This window comes from Kolteria novifilia, from assembly GCA_007748055.1.
GTDB lineage: Bacteria > Planctomycetota > Planctomycetia > Kolteriales > Kolteriaceae > Kolteria > Kolteria novifilia.
Window position 1 is genome coordinate 3,023,228 of the sequence record CP036279.1, and the last position, 18,835, is coordinate 3,042,062.

7 protein-coding genes are annotated in these 18,835 nt (G+C 63.2%); 2 read left to right on the forward strand and 5 right to left on the reverse strand.

The features are described from left to right. Positions 1-94: 94 nt before the first annotated feature. Complete coding sequence (locus Pan216_RS11155) at positions 95-1,441, reverse strand: HlyD family secretion protein (protein ID WP_419193524.1); 1,347 nt, start codon at positions 1,439-1,441, stop codon at positions 95-97. Continuing rightward, positions 1,434-3,116, reverse strand: a complete 1,683-nt coding sequence (locus Pan216_RS11160; protein ID WP_145258071.1) for a TolC family protein — start codon at positions 3,114-3,116, stop codon at positions 1,434-1,436. Before Pan216_RS11160 ends, Pan216_RS11155 begins: the two co-directional genes overlap by 8 nt. A 260-nt stretch (positions 3,117-3,376) precedes the next feature. Between Pan216_RS11160 and Pan216_RS11165 the strand changes: the two genes are divergently transcribed. Together Pan216_RS11165 and Pan216_RS11170 are read left to right on the forward strand one after the other, a co-directional pair. After that, a complete protein-coding gene (locus tag Pan216_RS11165) occupies positions 3,377-4,624 on the forward strand; it encodes an MgtC/SapB family protein (RefSeq protein ID WP_145258072.1) in 1,248 nt (415 codons plus the stop codon). Positions 4,625-4,869: 245 nt separating this feature from the next. After that, a complete protein-coding gene (locus Pan216_RS11170) occupies positions 4,870-8,517 on the forward strand; it encodes a mechanosensitive ion channel domain-containing protein (protein WP_145258073.1) in 3,648 nt (1,215 codons plus the stop codon). Positions 8,518-8,697: 180 nt separating this feature from the next. On the opposite strand, the gene Pan216_RS11175 is transcribed toward Pan216_RS11170, so the two are convergent. The 3 genes from Pan216_RS11175 to Pan216_RS11185 form a co-directional block, all read right to left on the reverse strand. Next, on the reverse strand, positions 8,698-10,563 hold the full coding sequence (locus Pan216_RS11175) for a right-handed parallel beta-helix repeat-containing protein (protein WP_145258074.1): 1,866 nt from the start codon (positions 10,561-10,563) through the stop codon (positions 8,698-8,700). A gap of 802 nt (positions 10,564-11,365) precedes the next feature. Further along, the gene (locus tag Pan216_RS11180; protein ID WP_145258075.1) at positions 11,366-12,835 is read right to left on the reverse strand and encodes a DUF1501 domain-containing protein; all 1,470 of its coding nucleotides are present in this window, start codon (positions 12,833-12,835) and stop codon (positions 11,366-11,368) included. A gap of 442 nt (positions 12,836-13,277) precedes the next feature. After that, positions 13,278-18,386 carry a DUF1549 domain-containing protein gene (locus Pan216_RS11185; RefSeq protein WP_145258076.1) on the reverse strand — a complete coding sequence of 1,703 codons (5,109 nt, stop codon included), beginning with the start codon at positions 18,384-18,386 and terminating at the stop codon, positions 13,278-13,280. Positions 18,387-18,835 lie beyond the last annotated feature (449 nt).

Below are 18,835 nucleotides of genomic sequence, written 5' to 3' on the forward strand. Positions count from 1 at the left end.
CGGGTCTTTGGACGCCCCGTTTCCTTCGGACGGGTCTTTGGACGCCCCGTTTCCCTCGGACGGGTCTTTGGACGCCCCGTTTCCTTCGGACGGGTCAGTCACGGGCCCGCTCCGAAAGATGGGCGGCGCGATCTTCCCAGCGCAACCCTTCCTCGACCCACTGCGGGTCACCCGGGCCATGGTCGATGCGGACCGTCGCCGAGAGTCCCGGAATCAAGAGGGGCCAACGCTCATCCCGATCGACCAGGATGCGTGTTGGAACGCGCTGAATCACGTAGGTGAACTCGCCCGAGGAGAGATCACGCGGCAAGAGCGAGAAGTTCGCTCCCGTCGCCGAACCGAGCCAGAGGACACGGCCCTCGAAGGGTTCGCCGTAAGCCTCCAGTTGGATCGAGACCCGGTTCCCGGGGGCGACGCCGTCGAGTTTGTCCTCGCCGAGATGGCAGGTGACGAAGACGAAGTCGGGATCGTACATGCTGAAGAGCGGCTCTCCCCGCTGGGCGTAGTCGCCGAGGTGACGCCACTTCCTGGCGATGATGCCATCGTAGGGAGCGACGATGCGGGTGTACTCGACCTCGGTGGCCGCCAGTTCGATCGCCCGCTCGGCCTCGGTGACCTTCCGTCGATGTTCGACGACCGCGCGGCGTTTGACGTCGACCTCGATTCGCCGCAGCCGCGCGACTTCGACCTGTCGTTCGGCTTCCTCGACCGCGCCGCGGGCCGCATCACGCTGATGCTCGGTGATTGGGACGCGCTGCCGTTGGGCTTCGGCCTGGCCGAGACGGGCACGGCTCGCCTCCAACTGCGCGCGGGCCTGCTCGAAGGACTTGGTCGCCACCTCGAAGCGGCGCTCGGTCGCGGAGCGATCCTCGTAGAGAGCGCCGTAGCGGACATAGTCCTCTTCGCTGAGGACGACGGCCGCCTTGGCCGCCTCGACCTGGAACGAGGCCGCCCGCACGCCGTTCTCGACATCGCGAGTCACCATGAGCAAGGCGCTTTCCATCTCGGCCAGTCGATCGCGCGCGATCTGGAGCCGGCGCTCGCTGATGGCGATGGCCAGCGGGACGTCTTCTTCGAGGAACGCCAGTTCGCTCTTGGACTTTTCAAGGGCGGCGGTCGCCACATCGCGCGCGGCCTCGAGCAACGCCACTTCCCGCTGGTAGGGCGTCGGGTCGATCAGGGCGAGAAGCTGGCCCGCCTCGACGCGCTGCTGCTCGCGCACGTAGACCTCGACGATATCGCCGGCGACTTGAGGGGAGACGTTGATCAAGTAGGCGTCGACAAAGGCATCGTTGCTGATCGAATGCGTCCAGCGACTCCAGAGAAACGTGGTTCCCGCCGCCAGCAGTAGGAGGAGCACGATCAGCGCCGCGCCGATCGTGAAGACCTTGCGCCGTCTCGGCGTGGCCATTTCGCTCGTCACCGGAACTTGTTCAGTCATGGTCCGCGACAGCTCCCTTCTCGGCGCTGGAGTGATCGGTCTCGGCCGCGCAGGCTGCTTGACCATCGCGCTGCCTGGTGAGTCGATCGAGCGGCACTCCGACCGCGTAGGCGACGGCCGCGAGTGACTCCTGGTAATCGTACACCGCTTCGAGCCAACCCTGCTGGGCCCGAGTCATCGTCAGTTCGGCGTTGACGACATCGGTCGGAATCGCGTCGCCGCGCTCAAGCCGTTTGCGGTAGAGGCGCAAATTCTCGGTGGCGCTCTCGACCGCCACCGCGGCGAGCGAAAGACGTTGCTTCGCGTCGGCGACGGAAAGGTACGCGGTCCACACTTCGTACGCGATCAGATCGCAGACCTCCTTGCCGTGCGCGAAGGCCTCGGCGAGTTCCGCGTCGGCGACCTTCATTCGCGCCAATCGTTGCCCGCCGGCAAAGAGTCCCAGTTCGACGTTGACGCCCCCGGTCAGGATCTCCGTGGTCGGAATCCCTCGGCCGCCGATGCTCGAGCCGACGCCACCGAGTTTGACCTCGGGGAGAAACTCGGCCTTGGAGATTCCCCGCTGTCGCTGCGCGATGGTGATGCCGCGCAGGACAACGCCGATCTCGTCGCGGTGATCGACCGCCCACTGAAGGCATTCGACCACGGAGAGATCGAAGAAGGGTTCGTCGGCTTGCTCGAGGACGTCGGTCTCTTCGCTGACGTTCAGTCCGATCTTGCGGTTCAGACCCGCCAGGGCGACCCGTTCGCTCGTGCGCGCTTTGACCAACACGAGCTGCGACTGCGAGACGAGAACTTCCGACTCCAGGACGTCGTTCCTGAGGCCCGTTCCGCGCCGCAGTCGGTGCCGCGCATCGGTCAAGTGCGACTCGGCACGCCTGACCGACTCCTCGGCGATCCGGCGGTTCGCGCGGGCACGCAGCAGTTCGAGGTAGCTGGTCGTCACGTCAAAATGAATGGTCTGTCGAGCCCGTTGCCACTGGAGTTCGGTGATGCGCCAGCGATCCTGCGCCTGCCCGAAGCGACCGAGCAGCCTGCCGAAATCCCAGATCGTCCACTGCATGTTCAGCTCGGCGATCTGAAAGTGATCGGAGGCGCCCCCGAAGGTGATATTCCCGACGGAGCTTGGAATTGTCGGTAGGGAGAAGGGAGCCGCCGCGGGCGTCCCCGCCACATCCCGGTACGAGATCCGCGCCTCGGGGAGCAGCGCCGCGAAGGCGACGTGTTTGCCCGCACGTGCCTTGTCGACGCGGGCCCGCATCTTCTGGAGCCTCGGATTGAGCCGTTCGGCCAACGCGAGCGCTTCCTCCAAGCGGAGCGGTCCTTGTCTCTCATCGATGACCTTCTCCAGGTCGTCGCGTCTCCAGGTGATGTTCTCCACGCCGGGCATGGGGACCACGTCGGGAGACGACGTTGACTCGGGGAGCGTCGGGAGCTCGGCGGATTCGGGAGGCTTGAGAAGCAGGGTGTCGATGGGAAGCACGTCGGTGGTGGTTGGCGCTGGCTCGGGGGGAAGGACACGTTGGCTCAGCGATCGAAACGGAGGACTGGGGGAGATGGCCGCGCAGCCCGCGACGCTCAGGGCGAAGAGAACGATTGCCCACCGGATGACGGGGCGAATCGATACCCTTGGCCGCGGCGCGAAACCACGCACGGCTGTAAAAGGTGGCGGCATGGAAAGCCGACTCTTCGTGGGAAGGCGAGGGGAACTGGAGAAGCGTGCGCGCGCAACGTTCACTCCGAGCCGCTGCCTGTCCCTGTCTCCTTGGAGAAGCGAGCCTCATATCCCAAACGCTCGATCGCGTCAATCGAAGCGAGAGGGGCAGTCGTTTGGGTGACGCCCGGTTGCGGCGCTTTGTCTTGGGGAGGATTGCGGGCGTCACGAGTCGGAGTTACGGTGGAAGGAGAGTGTTTCACCACACGATAGGTTCATCGATGGACCCTTCTGTCGCTCAGAAACTCGGACTGTCCCTTGGGCTGGGCCTCTTGGTCGGTTTGCAGCGTGAGTGGACGGCGCCGCACGTCGCCGGTATTCGGACCTTCGGCATCCTCACGATCTACGGGACCTTCGTGGCGCTGATCGCCGAAGATACCGGCGGATGGATCATTGGCGCCGGACTGCTCACCGTGGCGACGATGCTGACCGTCGGCAGCATTCTCAAGGCGAAGACCGCGAGCGGAGAGCCGGGGCTCACCACTCAGGCCGCCGCGCTGACGATGTATCTCGTTGGCGTGGCGATTGGCCTGGGCTGGATGCTCATGGCGGTCGTGGTGGCCGGGGCGATGGCGGTGTTGCTGCAATGGAAGCGGCCGCTTCACGCCTTCATCGAGCGGCTGGGCGAACGCGATGTCCGCGCGATCGTCCAACTCGTCTTGATCGCGCTGGTGCTATTGCCTGTCGTTCCCGATCGAAGCTTCGGACCCTATGCCGTCATCAACCCCTTTCAGATCTGGTTCATGGTCGTGCTGATCGTGGGGATCAGTCTAGGCGGGTACATCGCGTACAAGTTTCTCGGAGCGCGAACGGGGACTCTTCTCGGCGGGGTGCTCGGCGGACTCATTTCGAGTACCGCCACCACCGTGAGCTATGCGCGGCGCACTCGCGGAACGCCCGAGACCGCCAGCATGGCGACGGTCGTCATCATGATCGCCTCGACCATCGTCTTTGGTCGCGTTGTCTTCGAGATCTATATCGTCGCGCCTCACATCCTGACGCGCATTTTGCCACCCTTGTTCGCGATGGCGGGACTGATGGCGACCGTTTCCGCGTTCCTCTATTTCCGCGTGGAGGGAGAATCCGAGCACCTTCCAATCGAGGAGGATCCGTCGGAGTTGAAGGCGGCGGTCGTCTTTGGACTCCTCTACGCGGCGGTGCTCTTCGCCGTCGCGGCGGTGAGGGAGCACTTCGGCAACACCGGACTGTACATCGTCGCCGGCCTTTCGGGCCTGACCGACATGGACGCGATCACCCTCTCGACGGCTCAACTGATCGGTGAGGAACAGCTCGATATCGACGTGGGTTGGCGCATGATTCTGGTCGGAGCCCTCTCGAACCTCTTCTTCAAGGCGGGAGCCGTCGCGCTGTTGGGGCATCGTCAACTGCTGTGGCGTGTCGGCTCCGCATTCGGCGTGGCGTTCCTCGGCGGCATCCTGATACTCCTGTTTTGGCCCGCCATCGATTGACGCTCGACCCACCGTCGGTCCCCGCACTTGCTCCGATCTCGCAACCAGGCTTGAGCATCGGGGGGCATTCACGATAGGAATAGATCGGGCCATCCTGGCGCGCATCGGAAGCCGCGACCAGGGCTGGTCGCCCCCGTCAACTCGCCGGGAGCGAGCAGCGATCGCCGCGCGCCGGATCGCGCGGCCGAGCCAGGCCACGCAACGGGACGCGTGGTCAAGCTAGCAACAGACGAGGCACGAGCGTCTTGAATCGCCAACTTTGCAGGCTTGCCTTGCTCCTCATCGCGGGTTGGATCGCCGTGGGGACCACGACGTCGCTCCACGCGCAGGAGAGCAAGCGGAGCGAACCCACGCCAACCAGCGGTATCCCCCAACCCGACGCGGCGGACGATCCCACGGCCGACCAACCGGCCGCCGACGAGCTGCCCGAGGAGGAGGCCAAGAAGGAGAAGGAGGCGAAGGAGCAGAAGCCCGACCCCGGCTCCACTCCGACGGAACCGTTCGCGCCGCGGTTGACGATCGAGATGGTCGAGAAGCGAATCAAGGAGGTCGAGGAGTCCAAGGAGCTTAAGGACGAGCAGAAGAAGGAGCTCATCGATCTCTACCAGAAAACCGTCGAACAGTTGCAAAACTGCCAGAAGGAAAGCGAGCGCGAGGCCCACTTTCTAAGTTTGATGAACGAGGCGTCGTCGCCCGAGGAACTCAAGAAGGAACTCGGGCAGCCGATGCCCTTGCTCGAGGAGATCTCTCCGGACACCTCCCTCACGGAACTCCAAAAGCGCCTCGACAAGACGGAGAAGGAACTCAACGCGGCCCGCGAAATGGCGGAACAGCTCGAAAGCGAACCCTCCCGGCGGGCGGTACGGCGGCTGGAAATCCCCAAGACCTTGGCCGCAGACGCCGAGGCGATGGAGAAGGCTCGCAAGCAGCTCGAGGCCAACGCGGACTCGACGGAGCCGCTCGAAGTGAAGAAGGCCAAGCAAGCCTTCTTCGAATCACAACTCATGCTGCTGAAGGTTCGCGATCAGTCCCTCAAATGCGAACTTGGGACCTACGAGCACACCGGCGAGCTCACCTCCTTGCGACGGGACCAAGCGGTTCGCAAGGTCAGCCACCTTTCCAAGGAGGTCAAGCTGCTCCAGGAGGCGGTGCTCAAACGTCGCCAGAAGGAAGCCAAGAAACAGGCGGCCGAAGCGAAGGAAGCCGCTCGCAAAGCGATGGTCACCGACAACACCGAACTGCAAAAGCTGGCCCTCGACAACGCGGAACTCGCCGAGCAGCGGACCGGGGAGAAAGGCCTTGGCGTCGCGATCAAGAAGGCTTCGGAAACGGAACAGGCGATTCGGGCGAAAATCCAAACCCTTAGCGGGGACCGAGGTCGACTCGTCGATCAAGTCGAGGGGGCCGGTCGTCTGACCCACGCGATCGGGTTGCTCCTGCGAAAGCAGCGCGACGCCCTTCCGGACATCGGTCGCCACTTGAGCAATCTCGCGGACCGTCGGACGCAGATCACCGAAGTGATGCTGAAACTCGACGAATTCCGGGAGAAACGGTCGGAGTTGGCCACGCTCTCGCCCCACATCCAGGGCGTCCTGAACGATTTGCCCGCGAACATGCCCCTGACCGAGCGCGAGGAGATCTCGCGCGAGGCGCGGCGGCTTCTCGAGTCCCAGCGGAAGTTCCTCGATGAACTCATCGGTGACTACGACACGTACTTCACGACGCTCGTCGAACTCGATACCGCCGAACGGGCGCTCGTCGAGGAGACCCAGACATCCGACGAGTTCATCTCGCGGCACATCCTTTGGATTCGCAGCACCGCCCCGTTGGGATTGAGCGACTTTCCCGATTCCTGGGACGCCCTCAGTTGGCTCGTCAGTCCGAAGAGCTGGTTGCATCTGTTCCACCTCTTCGCCAACGAGATCCGGGTTCACGCCGTGCTGGCCGGCGTGGCGATGATCCTCTTTCTCGTCCTCTTGGCGGTACAGCGACGCTTGAGGGTTCGGCTTAAAACGATCGGCAAGAGAGTCTCGAAGAGCTACGTCGACACCTATTCGTTGACGGGAGAAGCTCTCGTCTTGACGGCGTTGATGGCGGTTCTTTGGCCCGGGCTGATGTGGATCGTCGGCTGGACCATTCAGAATTTTCCCGACGCGCGAATCTTCAGCAAGACCGTGGGCGAGAGCCTTTGCATGGTCGCGTTCTTCTTCCTCGCGTTCGAGCTGGTCCGTCAGGTCTGGCGACCGCACGGGTTGGCGGAGGTTCACTTTCGCTGGCGCGCTTCGAGCGTCGCGGGCGTTCGGCGCAGTCTTCACTGGCTGATGGTTTACGAGCTGCCGCTGATCTTCATCGTCTCCGCCACGGAAGTGGAAAACTGGAGCAACGAGGATGGACAGCAGGCGCTTGGGCGGATCGCCTTCATCCTCGGCTTGGCCGGCATCTCGGTCTTCATGATTCGCAACACGCGACCCCGGGTGGGAGTCTTCGCCGAATGGGTCTCCCGCTATCCGGACGGCTTCCTCGCCCGTTACGACAAGCCGGTTCGCTATAGTCTGGTCTGCCTACCCCTGGTCCCCGCCGTGCTCTCGGTGATCGGCTACCACTACACCGCGCTGCAGCTCGAACGGAAGCTCGAGATCACGATCGCGCTGTTTCTGGTCATCGCGCTGGTCTACGCGCTGTGTCTGCGGTGGTTGCTTGTCGCTCGCGGCAAATTGGCTCGCAAACTCGCCGAGGAACGCCGCGCCGAGGAAGCCGCGTTGGCCGCCGCCACGGGGGAGTCCTCGGACCCGTCGGTCCAACCACAGCTTCAACAGAACGTCATCCAAGTCACCGAGGAACGCGAAGTCGATCTCTCGCAAGTCGACGTGCAGACGCGGCAGTTGCTTCGCGGCTTGACCGGCTTGGCGATCACGCTCGCGATGTGGGGCGTCTGGATGGACATGCTCCCCGCGTTGGGCGTGCTCGATCCTTGGTCGCTCATGGCGACTTCGGCCGAGGGGGACAACGCGGTCGAACTGACGGTTGGGCACTTCATCCTGGGGGGCTTGATCCTGTTGATGACGGTGATCGCCAGCAAGAATGTTCCCGGTCTGCTCGAGATTACCATCTTGAAACATCTGCCCGTCGACGCGGGGGGACGCTACGCGATCACGACGATCGTCCGCTACGTCATCACGCTGGTGGGAGCGATCCTCGCGCTGGCGGTGATCGGGATTCGGTGGTCGAACGTGCAATGGCTCGCGGCGGCGGTCACCGTCGGCTTGGGTTTTGGTCTCCAGGAGATTTTCGCCAACTTCGTCTCCGGATTGATCCTCCTGCTGGAGCGTCCCATTCGAGTGGGTGACATCGTCACCGTCGACGACGTCAGCGGGGTCGTTTCCCGGATCCGCATTCGCGCCACCACGATCACCGACTGGGACCGCAAGGAGTTCATCGTCCCCAACAAGGAGTTCATTACCGGCCGGCTGATGAACTGGACGCTGACCAACACGATCAACCGAATCGTGATCAACGTCGGCGTCGCGTATGGCTCGGACATGACGCTCGCCCGCGACACCCTCCTGAAGGTCGCCAACGATCACCCGTCGATCATGGACGATCCCAAGCCGCTGGCGACGTTCGAGGGATTCGGCGATAGCACGCTGAACCTCGTCCTGCGTTGTTATCTCAAGGAGTTCGACAACCGGCTCGAGACGATTCACGAGCTGCATCGCGACATCGACTTGGCCTACCGCGCCGCCAATATCGAGATCGCCTTCCCGCAGCAAGATCTGCACATTCGCTCGTTCGAGGACTCGCTCGACATCCACCGAGGCAACAGCGGAAACGCCCGCCCCGTGGACGGTCATCACCGCGAATCGGCGGCGAGTTCGCATCCCTCGGAGAACTAGCCTTGTGTCATCGTCATGGCACTCAGGTCGTCGGGGAGCTCATCGTCGTCGGGTGGGACTTGGCTCGAGAGGGAGACCCTCTCAATCCCCCCTTGGACAAGGGGAGACGCAAGAGTCTGCTGCGTGGGGTAGGCCGAACGCGCTTCGCGTCAGTCAACAGCCTGACCGACGGGAGCCAATCTATTCGCCAAGCAACTTCGTCCGATAGGGCTCTTCCAACCCCGCGTTCGGCACGAAACGCTGAGCTTCTTCCGGCTTGAACGCCTCGCTCTTCTCGATGGTGTTGTCCTCGAGTTTGACGTTCTCCTCGGGTGTCCGGTTGTAACGCACCGGCGGGACGTCCGGACCGACCACGAGCAAATTGCCCTTCACGAGGTTCTCGCCCGCCTTGTGAAAGCGAAGCGGCGAACGGGCGATGTCGTAGATCACGTTGCCGCCAATGACCAAGTCGGTGCTCCCCTCGTCGAGAAACATGCCGTTGGACTCGGCGCGCCCCTTGTTGACCGAGACGCCGTGGATGAGATTGCCGCTGAGCGTCGTTCCGGGTTGCAGGCCGAGCGTGTAGATCCCGCCACCGTCGGAGAGAACCTGCATGATGTCGTGGATGTGATTGTCGGCGACGCGGTTGGCTCCGCAGGGAGTCGGCGTGGGGTTCCACATCCAGCCGACCGACACCCCGGTGTAGGGGAGTTCGCGCAGGACGTTGTGCGTCACCTTGGTGTCACGCGCGATCCCGATCCAGATGCCGACCGCGCCCGAGAAGGTCCTCTCGCAGCGCTCGATGACGCAGTTCGTTACCTCGTTGCCCGCGGCGGCTTGCTCGGGAGCGACTCGCCACCAGGTCTTGCGATCAATGCGCCGCGTGCTGTCCTCGCCAATCAAGACCCCGTTGCCGGCGACGCTCGAGAGGACCGTGCCGACTAGGCGGTTGTCGCGACAGCGCGAGCCGAAGCGAATCCCTGACGTGCCCAACTGCTCGATACGGCCATCCTCGAACGAACAACGGTCGGTCACCTCGAAGAGCACGGCGGCGGGGATCGGCTCGCGAAGTCCCGAGGCCGGCTTCTTTCCGCGCCGTTCGTGGTAGCCCGCCTGGCCCGCCGCGTAGCCACCCTCGGGCAGATTCCAGGCGCAGTGGCGAAGGTTCAGTCCGCGGAAGTGAAGGTTCGTCACCGGCTTCTCGTCGGTCCCTTGGACGAGCAGAAGCTCTTCGGCGACCGGGGCGATGACCTCGGTGTCGGTGGGCGACTCGCCCTCGCGGGGGCGATAGGTCAGCACGCCCGTCGCTTGATCGAGGAACCACTCGCCGGGCGCATCGAGATAGTCGATCGCGTTCTCGAGGTAGTAGCGCGGGTTCGGTTCGTAGTTGTCCATCTGGTAGTGCTTGGCGAGCGGACCAACCGGGTGGGCCGTCGTGACGGTGCGCGTCGTCTCGTCGATGCCACTTAGCGGGATTCGCGAGATCGACCAGTCGTGGAAGAAGACCAGTTCCACGTTCGAGACATCGGCGACCGGCTTCACGTCGCCGGAGCTGTAGGTGAAGCTCGTTCGCTTGTCGGGGCCGACCTTTTCGACCCGCAAGTACCCCGTGTCGGGATAGCGGGCCCGCTCGCTTCGCTGGTGGTCGACGAAGAGTTCCCGAAAGGTCCACTTGCCCGACGCCACTTCCGGCAGTTGCACGCTCCAAGACCCGTCCTCGTTGACGGTCCAGCCGGCGATGCGCCGGCCACCGCTGATGATCGGGGTTTCGCCAGGGAAGGCCTCATAACTGACCGAGCGCTTTGCGTCGCCGCCGTCCTCGGGCGCGAATCGGAGCGGCTCGGCGATGGAATAGGTCCCTCCTCGGAGGACGACGCGCAGATCGTTTGTCGATGTACCGAGTGTATCTCGAACGGCCTGTTTCGCCCGGCCGATGGTCGCGAAGGGCTTCTCCTTGGTGCCCGGTTGGGAGTCGTTTCCGTTCGGGGAGACGAAGAACTCCGTCGCGGCGGCAGGCGGAGCGGCGAGGATGGTGGTCAACAAGAGAGTCGCGAGCATCGGACGCATGGGGTGGCTTCCTGGTGAAAGGTCGTCGAGTATCGGTCGGCGGGTGAGCCAATCAACGATGATACGAGCCCAGACCCCCTCCTTCTCCTACTTGTGAGAGCCGAGGATGACAAGTTGTCGCAGAGGGGCCCAGATTGCTCGTCAGTCAACCCTTTCAACATCGTGTCGCGATTGGTGGAGCAAGGTTTGTTCGCCGGTAACGTCCGAGAGAAACGCTGGATGTGGTATCCATTCCGCCTCGCAGGCTCCCATCGACTGGAGATGATCATCGACTGCATTCGATTTCCGAAACCGCGAAGCGGGCCGAGTATCCATTCGCGTCTCGTCCGCCACATCGACTGCATTCGATTTCCTGAGCCGCGAAGCGGCGGAGTTTAATAGCCAGGGGTGGCAACCCCTGGAGATGATGTCGGTCCATTCACGAAGCCCCAGAGGGGCGTAGGTAGTTCTGCATTCGATTTCCCGAACCGCGAAGCGGCGAAGCGGGCCGAGTATCCAATCGCGTCTCGTCCGCCACATCGACTGCATTCGATTTCCTGAGCCGCGAAGCGGCGGAGTTTAATAGCCAGGGGTGGCAACCCCTGAAGATGATGTCGGTCCATTCACGAAGCCCCAGAGGGGCGTAGGTAGTTCCTACGTCCCCACTTGTCCAAGGGGGACTACAGGGGGGCGGTTTTCTGGAACCTATCGAACTGCTTGCGATTCAACGAGAAGAGAAGACATCGGCCGGAAGCAACGACAAACGGCGACCCCGGAATGGGGCCGCCGTGGGAAGTTGTCGTTGATCGAGCACACGAACCTCTTACGCGAAGAGGCCGGAGACCGCTTGGGCTTTGACCAGCTCGCGCGGCTGGTTGAGGTGGTTGTAGACGATCGTTTCGGGGTCGATGCCGAAGCCGTGGTAGATGCTCGCCAGAAGCTCGCCCGGATGGACCGGATCCTCGAGCGGGGCCGAGCCGGTCTTGTCGGACTTGCCGTGGACGTGTCCGCGACGGACACCGGCGCCGGCGAAGACCGCGGTGTAGCAATAAGGCCAGTGATCGCGGCCATCGGCGCTGTTGCCGTTGCCCGAGGTGCTGACGCCCTTCTTGGGACTGCGGCCGAATTCGCCGACGGCGACGACCAGCGTGTCTTCCAAGAGACCCCGTTCGTCCATGTCGGCGATCAGGGCGGAGAGGCCGGTGTCGAGCATCGGTCCCGAGCGATCCTTCATCCGCTCGGTCAGTCCAACGTGGTGATCCCAAGAGTGGTTGTTGGAGTTCGCGACCTTGGGCCAGATCACCTCGACGACGCGGGTGTCGGCTTCCACCAAACGCCGGGCGAGTAGACAGCTTTGGCCGAAGGTGTTGCGTCCGTAGCGATCGCGGGTCTGGGCGGACTCCTGGCTCAAGTCGAACGCGTCGCGAGCCCGGCCCGACATGATGAGGTTCAGCGCCTGATCGTAGTAGGTATCGAGCTTGTGCTCGGCGACCGCCTTGTCGATCGCGGGCATGCCGGAGTTAATCGCGTCGCGGAGCTTGGCCCGCCGCTGAAGCCGTTTCGCGAAGACCTCCGGCCGGAGCCGAAGATCGTCGATCTTGATGCGGTTCATCTTCTCCATGTCCATGTCGTCGCCGGTCGGGTAGAGCGTGTAGGGATCGAACGCTTTGCCCAGGAAGCCGGCGGTGCCGCCCTTGCCGACGACGTTGCTCTCTTGCAGCGGTCGCGGCAGCATGACGAAGGGAAGCATCGGCTCATCGAGCGGCCGCAGGCGAATGATGTTCGAACCGAAGTTCGGAAAGTCCTTGGGGCTCGGCGGCTCGAGCTGGCCCGAGGGGCTGACCTTGTCGGTCGTGTAGCCGGTCATCATCTGATAAATCGCGGCGGTGTGGTTAAACAGGCCGTTGGGCGTGTAGCTCATCGAGCGGATCATGGTGAACTTGTCGTTCACTTGAGCCAGCTTGGGAAGGATCTCGGTGAAGTGAACGCCGGGCAACTTGGTGTCGATCGGTTTGAAGACACTCTTGACGTTGTCGGGGTTGTCGGGCTTGGGGTCCCAGAGATCGAGATGGCTCGGTCCGCCCTGAAGGTAGACCATGATGATGCTCTTGGCCTTGTTCCAGCCTGGTCCGCCGACGTGCCGGGTCTCCTTGGCTTGAGCCTTGAGTTGGAACATCGAGCCGAGGCCCAATCCCAACATGCCGGAGCCGCCGACGCGGAGAAACGCACGACGCGAGGCCCCAAGCTGTGAATCGCACAGATCCTTGCCCGGACTTCCTGACAACACGAGCATGAGTGAACTCCTTGCTTGATCGACTCCGAACTTGCTTGCTGCTAGTCGTTCTTGCTGGGGCTTCGCCCCAAACTCTTTACGTCCCCCCTTGTCCGAGGGGGGAAAACAGGGGTCGGTTTTCTCCACCTTTCCCCGCATTGGCGGCGAGAGGGAAGAAGAAGACCTCCTCTATCTCAAGCCAAGCCCGCCAGGGTTGCTTGGCGCCCCTGGCTCGATAAGCCCGCCAGGGTTGCTTGGCGCCCCTGGCTCGATAAGCCCGCCAGGGTTGCTTGGCGCCCCTGGCTCGATAAGCCCGCCAGGGTTGCTTGGCGCCCCTGGCTCGATAAGCCCGCCAGGGTTGCTTGGCGTGGGAGCAACCACAAAGAAGAAGACCCCCATGATCTCCCCCTTGGACAAGGGGGAGGATCAAACGGTCTCCCCTTGGCTCACCTCCGAGGCTCAATCAATGGTTGAACAGGAACGCCGGGCTGTTGATCAGGGCCCACGCGAGGTCCTGGGCGCTGGTGAGCCGTTTGTCCTTGTTCTGAGCTTCGCTCATCTTCACGTCTTGACGAAGCCGGACCAGCTTCGGATCGGTCTGAACCGGAAGGCTGACGGCCTCGAGCTTCTTGCGTAGCGCGACCAACTTCGGATCGGTCGGCACCGGCTTCTTGGCGTTCGCGACGTTCACCAGACGCGACCGGTAGCCGGGATCGACGCTCTGGTAGTACTTGAAGAGCATCTCCTTCTGTTCCTTCGACCGCTTCTCCGGCGGAAGGGCGAGGACCTGTCGCAGGTTCTCCGCCAAGCCGAGGCCAATCGGTCGTTGCGCTCCCGTCACAGAGAGCCGGAACTTGCCCAAGTGGTGATTGCCCGACCCGTAGTTGTGGCGAAGGGTGATCGTCAGCAGCGTTTCGCCATCTTTGCCGACCGACTCCTTCGTCTCAAAGGTGGCCCAGTGGGTGACGCCGTAGCTTGGGCTGATCGCCCAGCCACCGTCGTTGCGTCCCAGCTTGCCGTCGATCGCCTTGGCGACGTCGTAGTTGGCTTGACTGAAGTCGGCGCGGGCGCGGAAGAGGCCGACCGGTTTGGCTTCCTTCGGCTTGGCGGCGGCCGCCGCGGAGACCTGAAGCTCGGTCAGGACGAAGTTCCCGTCCTTGGCGCGGCCGGGTCCGCTGTTCTTGTTGGCCTCGTCGGGGAAGACTTCAAGCCGGATGCCGTTGATGTCCTTGACATCGGTCTTGGCGACGATGGTGTATACCAGGTTCTGGGCATTGGGCTCACCACTGGGGACGATGACCATGTCGCCGGCCTGGGCGAGCTTGATGTTGCCATTGTTGGCGGTCAGGTTCGTGGCCTTGAGCGGGGTCCAAGGGGTCGAGCCGGTCTGCTGGAGTTCCCACGTCGGCTGCTTCTTGGGCAACTCGGCGACGTACTTCTTCAGGTCCTCCTCGGTTTTGGCGATCTTCTCCTTGCGGGCCTTCTCCTGCTTCGCGACCTTGGGGGCGATCGCCTTCTCGTGGGCGGCGAGTTCCTTTTTCGCCTCGGCGATCGCGACGAGCCGATCCTCTTCCTTCTTCTTGTGGATCGGGGCGTACTCCTTCTCCCGTTTGGCGAGAAGTTTGACGAGCGTCTCGTGATCGCCGCCGATCTGTCCCATCGCGTCGAGGCACGCCTTGACCTCGGTCTCCGAGGCGGGCCGATTGAGGATGCGGAGGAAGAGCTGGTTGATGACCTTCTCGTCATCCTTCTCGTTGGCGACGAGCTTGGCGATCGCGTTGTTGGGATCGGCGATCGCATCGGCGAGGGTGGGACCGCTCACCAGCGCCATGATCGGTCCCATCTGAACTTCGTTGGAGCGTTCGCACTCGCAGGAACTCTCGCGCGGCGGACGGCCGAACTTGTTGAGGAAGCCGCTCGGCAAGGTGATGCCCGAGTCGGGCAGGGCGGCGGCGCGGGTTCCGACCGGGACGCCGGGGAACTTCGAGGCGGAGCCGGTGGCGCGGTAGACCGAGTCGAGCAAGACCTCCGCGGGCAGTCGACGCGCGATCGCGTGCGAGAAGTTGATCTTGTCGTCCTCGTTCCACTTGTTGGTCTTCGCGGAGAGCTGATAGACCCGCGAGGTGCAGATCTTCTTGATGACGTGACGGGTGTCGAAGCCGCTGTCGACAAACTCCTTGGTGAGGTAGTCGAGCAGTTCGGGGTTGGTCGGCGGGTTGCCGGCACGGATGTCGTCGATCGGTTCGATGATGCCGACGCCGAAGAGATATCCCCAGAGCCGGTTGACGTAGCTGGTCGCGAAGTAGGGATTGGTCGGCGAGGTCATCCACGCGGCGAGTTGCTCGCGTCGGGTCGCTCCCTCGGAGCAGCCGTGCTCGCAGTCGAAGGGGAACTTGGGAGCGGTGACGGTGCCGGTCCGCTCGTGCTTGATGTCCCCTTCGGTCTTGTCGTAGACGATCTCATAGTAGGGCTTGGAGCCTTCGACCGCGGTACCGCCGATGCGGCGTTTGCCGCTCTTCGGGTCGGTTTTGAGACCGATCTGGGCGAAGTAGGCGGCCGTCTCGTAGTACTGGTCCTGCGTCCAGCGTTCGAACGGATGGTCGTGGCACTTGTTGCAGTTGAAGCGAATCGCCAGGAACAAGTGCGTCGTGTTCTCCATCGTGTCCTGCGGATCGCGCAAAACCTTGAAGTAGGCGGCGGCGGGATTCTCCCGATTCGAGCCGCTGGCGGTGACGATCTCTTTCACGAAACGATCGTAGGGAGTGTTGTTGGCGACATGCTCCTGAATCCAGCTTCGAAGAGCCGCCGCTCCCTCGGCGCCCAGGAACTTGCGATTGACCTGCAGGAGGTCGGCCCACTTGTTGGTCCAGAAGTGGACGTAGTCGTCGCTGGCGATGAGCCGGTCGACGAGTTCCTCACGTTTGACGCGGGTGTCGCGCTTGTCGTCGATGAATTGGCGGACTTGGGCGGCCGTCGGCGGCATGCCCGTCAAGTCGAGCGTGACCCGACGAATGAATTCGGCGTCGGTGCAGAGTTGCGAGGGGCGGATCTTCATCCGATTCCACTTCGCGGCGACGAGTTCGTCGATCTTGTTGTTGGCCGGCGGCTGTTGCCACGCGAACTCGGAGCGATCGCCCATCACCGTCAGCGTCGTGGCGGCGTAAGCCCCTTCGTAGCGAGCGAGAATCGGTGCCTCGCCACGCCGAACCGCGGTCATCATTCCGCCGGGAGCCGCGGTCGCGACTTCACTATTGCCGCTTTCGATGAAGGCTTCTCGCGTGACGTCGCGTGAGGTGCCGTCGGCGTAGGTCGCGACGATCCGCACTTGCTGCTTCTCGTCGGGACGCTGGACGACCGGCTTGGTCGGGAAGACTTCGATCGCGGTCACTTTCGGCGTCGCGAGATCGAGCTTGGCCCCGTTGGCGATCCAGTTGCGAACGATCGCGTAGTGGTCGTGGCTTCGGTCGGTCAGCTTGCCGCCGACGTGGGGGACGCTGCCGGTCGCCTTGAGGAGCATGAGGCTGTTGTCGGGATCGGCGAGATTCGTCCGGCGCGACGCCAAGTCGTCGGTGAAGCCGCGGACGTCAAAGAGCGGGTCGTAGCCGCGAAGAGAGAGCTTGAAGCCGTTCTTGCCATTCGCCGCCCCGTGACAGGTGCCCTGATTGCAGCCCATGCGCGAGAGGGCGGGATTGACGTCGCGGACGAATTCGGCTTGGTAGCCGGCGGCGACGTTGCTGACCCGGACCGGAACGCTGACGGAGTGCTTGCCGAGCGCGACGTTGAGATAGCCTTGTCCATCCTTGTTCGAGGAGACGAAGCCCGAGGAGGTGACGCCGATCAGGTCGGCCGACGGCTTGGTGGTGGCGACTCGGGTGACGTCGATCATCTCGCCGGAGGGAAGTTGGCCGGTGGCGACGAGCTGGACGTACGCGAAGGGCCCGTCGAGTTCGATCGTGGCCGGCTCCACCTGAAGGGCGACGATCTCGGTGCCCGGCGGAAGCTGTTCGCGGTCCTGGCTCGACTCCGCCTTCGCGGTTGTCGCGGCGAGGGCCTCGTTCTTCGGAGGCGTGGGAGACGACTCGCTGACCGGGGCGGGGGAGAAGGTGCTGGTGATCTTGCCCGTCTCGGTCTCGATGATGCGCACCTTGCCGTCGGAACCGGTGGCGGCGAGATGCCGACCATCGGGATGGAACGCGACCGCGTAGGCACTCGCCTCGGGGAGCTTCACGTTGGCGATCTCCTTGACGCCGTCGGTGAAGTGCTTGTCGAGTTTTTCTTTCTCCTGCGGATTGAGGTTTCGCTTTTCGTGGAGCGTTTTGATGTCCTTCGGGAGGGCGGTGTCGAACTCGTAGGAGTAGATCGCCACTTCGCCGGTACCGTCGAGGCTGCTGGCGGCGGCGATGCGCTTGCCGTCCTTGCTGACGTCGACGTCGAAGACACGGCCCTTCATCGACGGCATGTAGCGGATCAAGTTGGCGTCGTCGCCGATGACTCGCTTGGTCAGCCGGTGCATGCGGTAGACCTTGACCACGCCGTCGGAGCCACCCACGACGATTTCGTCGCGACTAGGATGGCGGGCGACCGAGAGGATGCCTCCCTTGAGGACGCCGGGCGTGATCGAGGTGATGTTGTCGACAAAGCGTTCGCTGGCGACTTCGGTCAACTTGGCGGTCATGTCGCGGCCGACCGATGCCAGATGAGAACCATCGGCGGAGAAGACGGTGTCACGGACCCAGTCGTTGTGAGCCCCTTGGAAGAGGACTTGTTCGCCGGTGGTCGCGTCGATGGCTCGGACGGAGTTGTCGGCGCCGCCGAAGGCGATGTACTTGCCGTCGGGGGACCAACTGCCGCCATAGACGGTGTCGTACGTGACCGGCGTCGAGAGTACGAGCTTCTGTTTGGGCACGAACCAGACTTGGATCTCGCCCATGCGGCCGGGATTGCCGCCAGTGACTGCGAGCTTCTGTCCGTCGGGAGAGAAGCGGACCGACTCGATCCGTTCCGCCATGCCGACGAGCCGTCCGACCAGTTCCGAGCCGTCGGCTTTGAGAAGCAGGACCTCGTGATAGCCGGCGACCGCCAAGAGTTTGCCGTCAGGGGAGAAGTCGATCGCGGTGATGACAGGCGGACGGGTATAGATCGGCGGGTGATCCTTGTCGTAGCGCTGTTTGGCGCCCTCGGGGGTGTCGTCGATCGCCCCTTGCTTGATCCATTTGGAGATGAGAGCGATGTCGGTCTGGGCGAGTGGTTTCTCGCCTCGGGGCATCTCGGCCTTCCCGTCGACGATGGTGATCAAATCGACGAGATAACTCTCCTTGGGCTTATGGGCGACGATCGCGGCCGAATCGCTCTCGCCCCCCTTGAGCAGACGCCCGAAGTTGGTCATGTCGTACTTGCCGCCCGCCTTGGCCGGCTGGTGGCAGCCCTGGCAGTGTTCTTGAAAGATCGGTCGGATCTGTTCGTAATAGCTGATCTTCGCGTCGGAAGTCGTCTCTTCGGCGCGGAGCGATCCGGCGAGGAAGGGGAGGGTGAGCAGGCAAGTACCGAAGGTCAGTCGAGCAACAATCGCCATCTTCAGAGCACCTCGTCACTGGGGGGTGTGAACCCTTGGCTGTTGGAGAGGTGAAGACGAAGTGATCGCGGAAGAGGCTGCGGGCGAGCATGCCTTGATCCATCCCCAGGAAGAGTCAATCCCCATTGGATGCCCCATGCGCGGCCGGCGACGCCGACGGCGATCGGAGTACCCGTGGAAACTGAAGCCCCCCCCCTTGGCGAAACACTTGTCCCCGATCTCCATCGGAGCCTGATGTCAGCTAAGTGGTACGACAGGTATCGTTGAGGACGTCGTGGGTGGGTGGTCGATAACCCATGCTGGTAGGAACGAGAATATCCCCGCTACGTTGACGAACCCTACGTCACCTGTGGACCACGTTTCCTCGTCATCGACATAGTCACGGACCCCACAATCGCGATGGGTACACGCTGCTATCTCGGTGAGCGAATCCTTGTATGGTTAAGGGT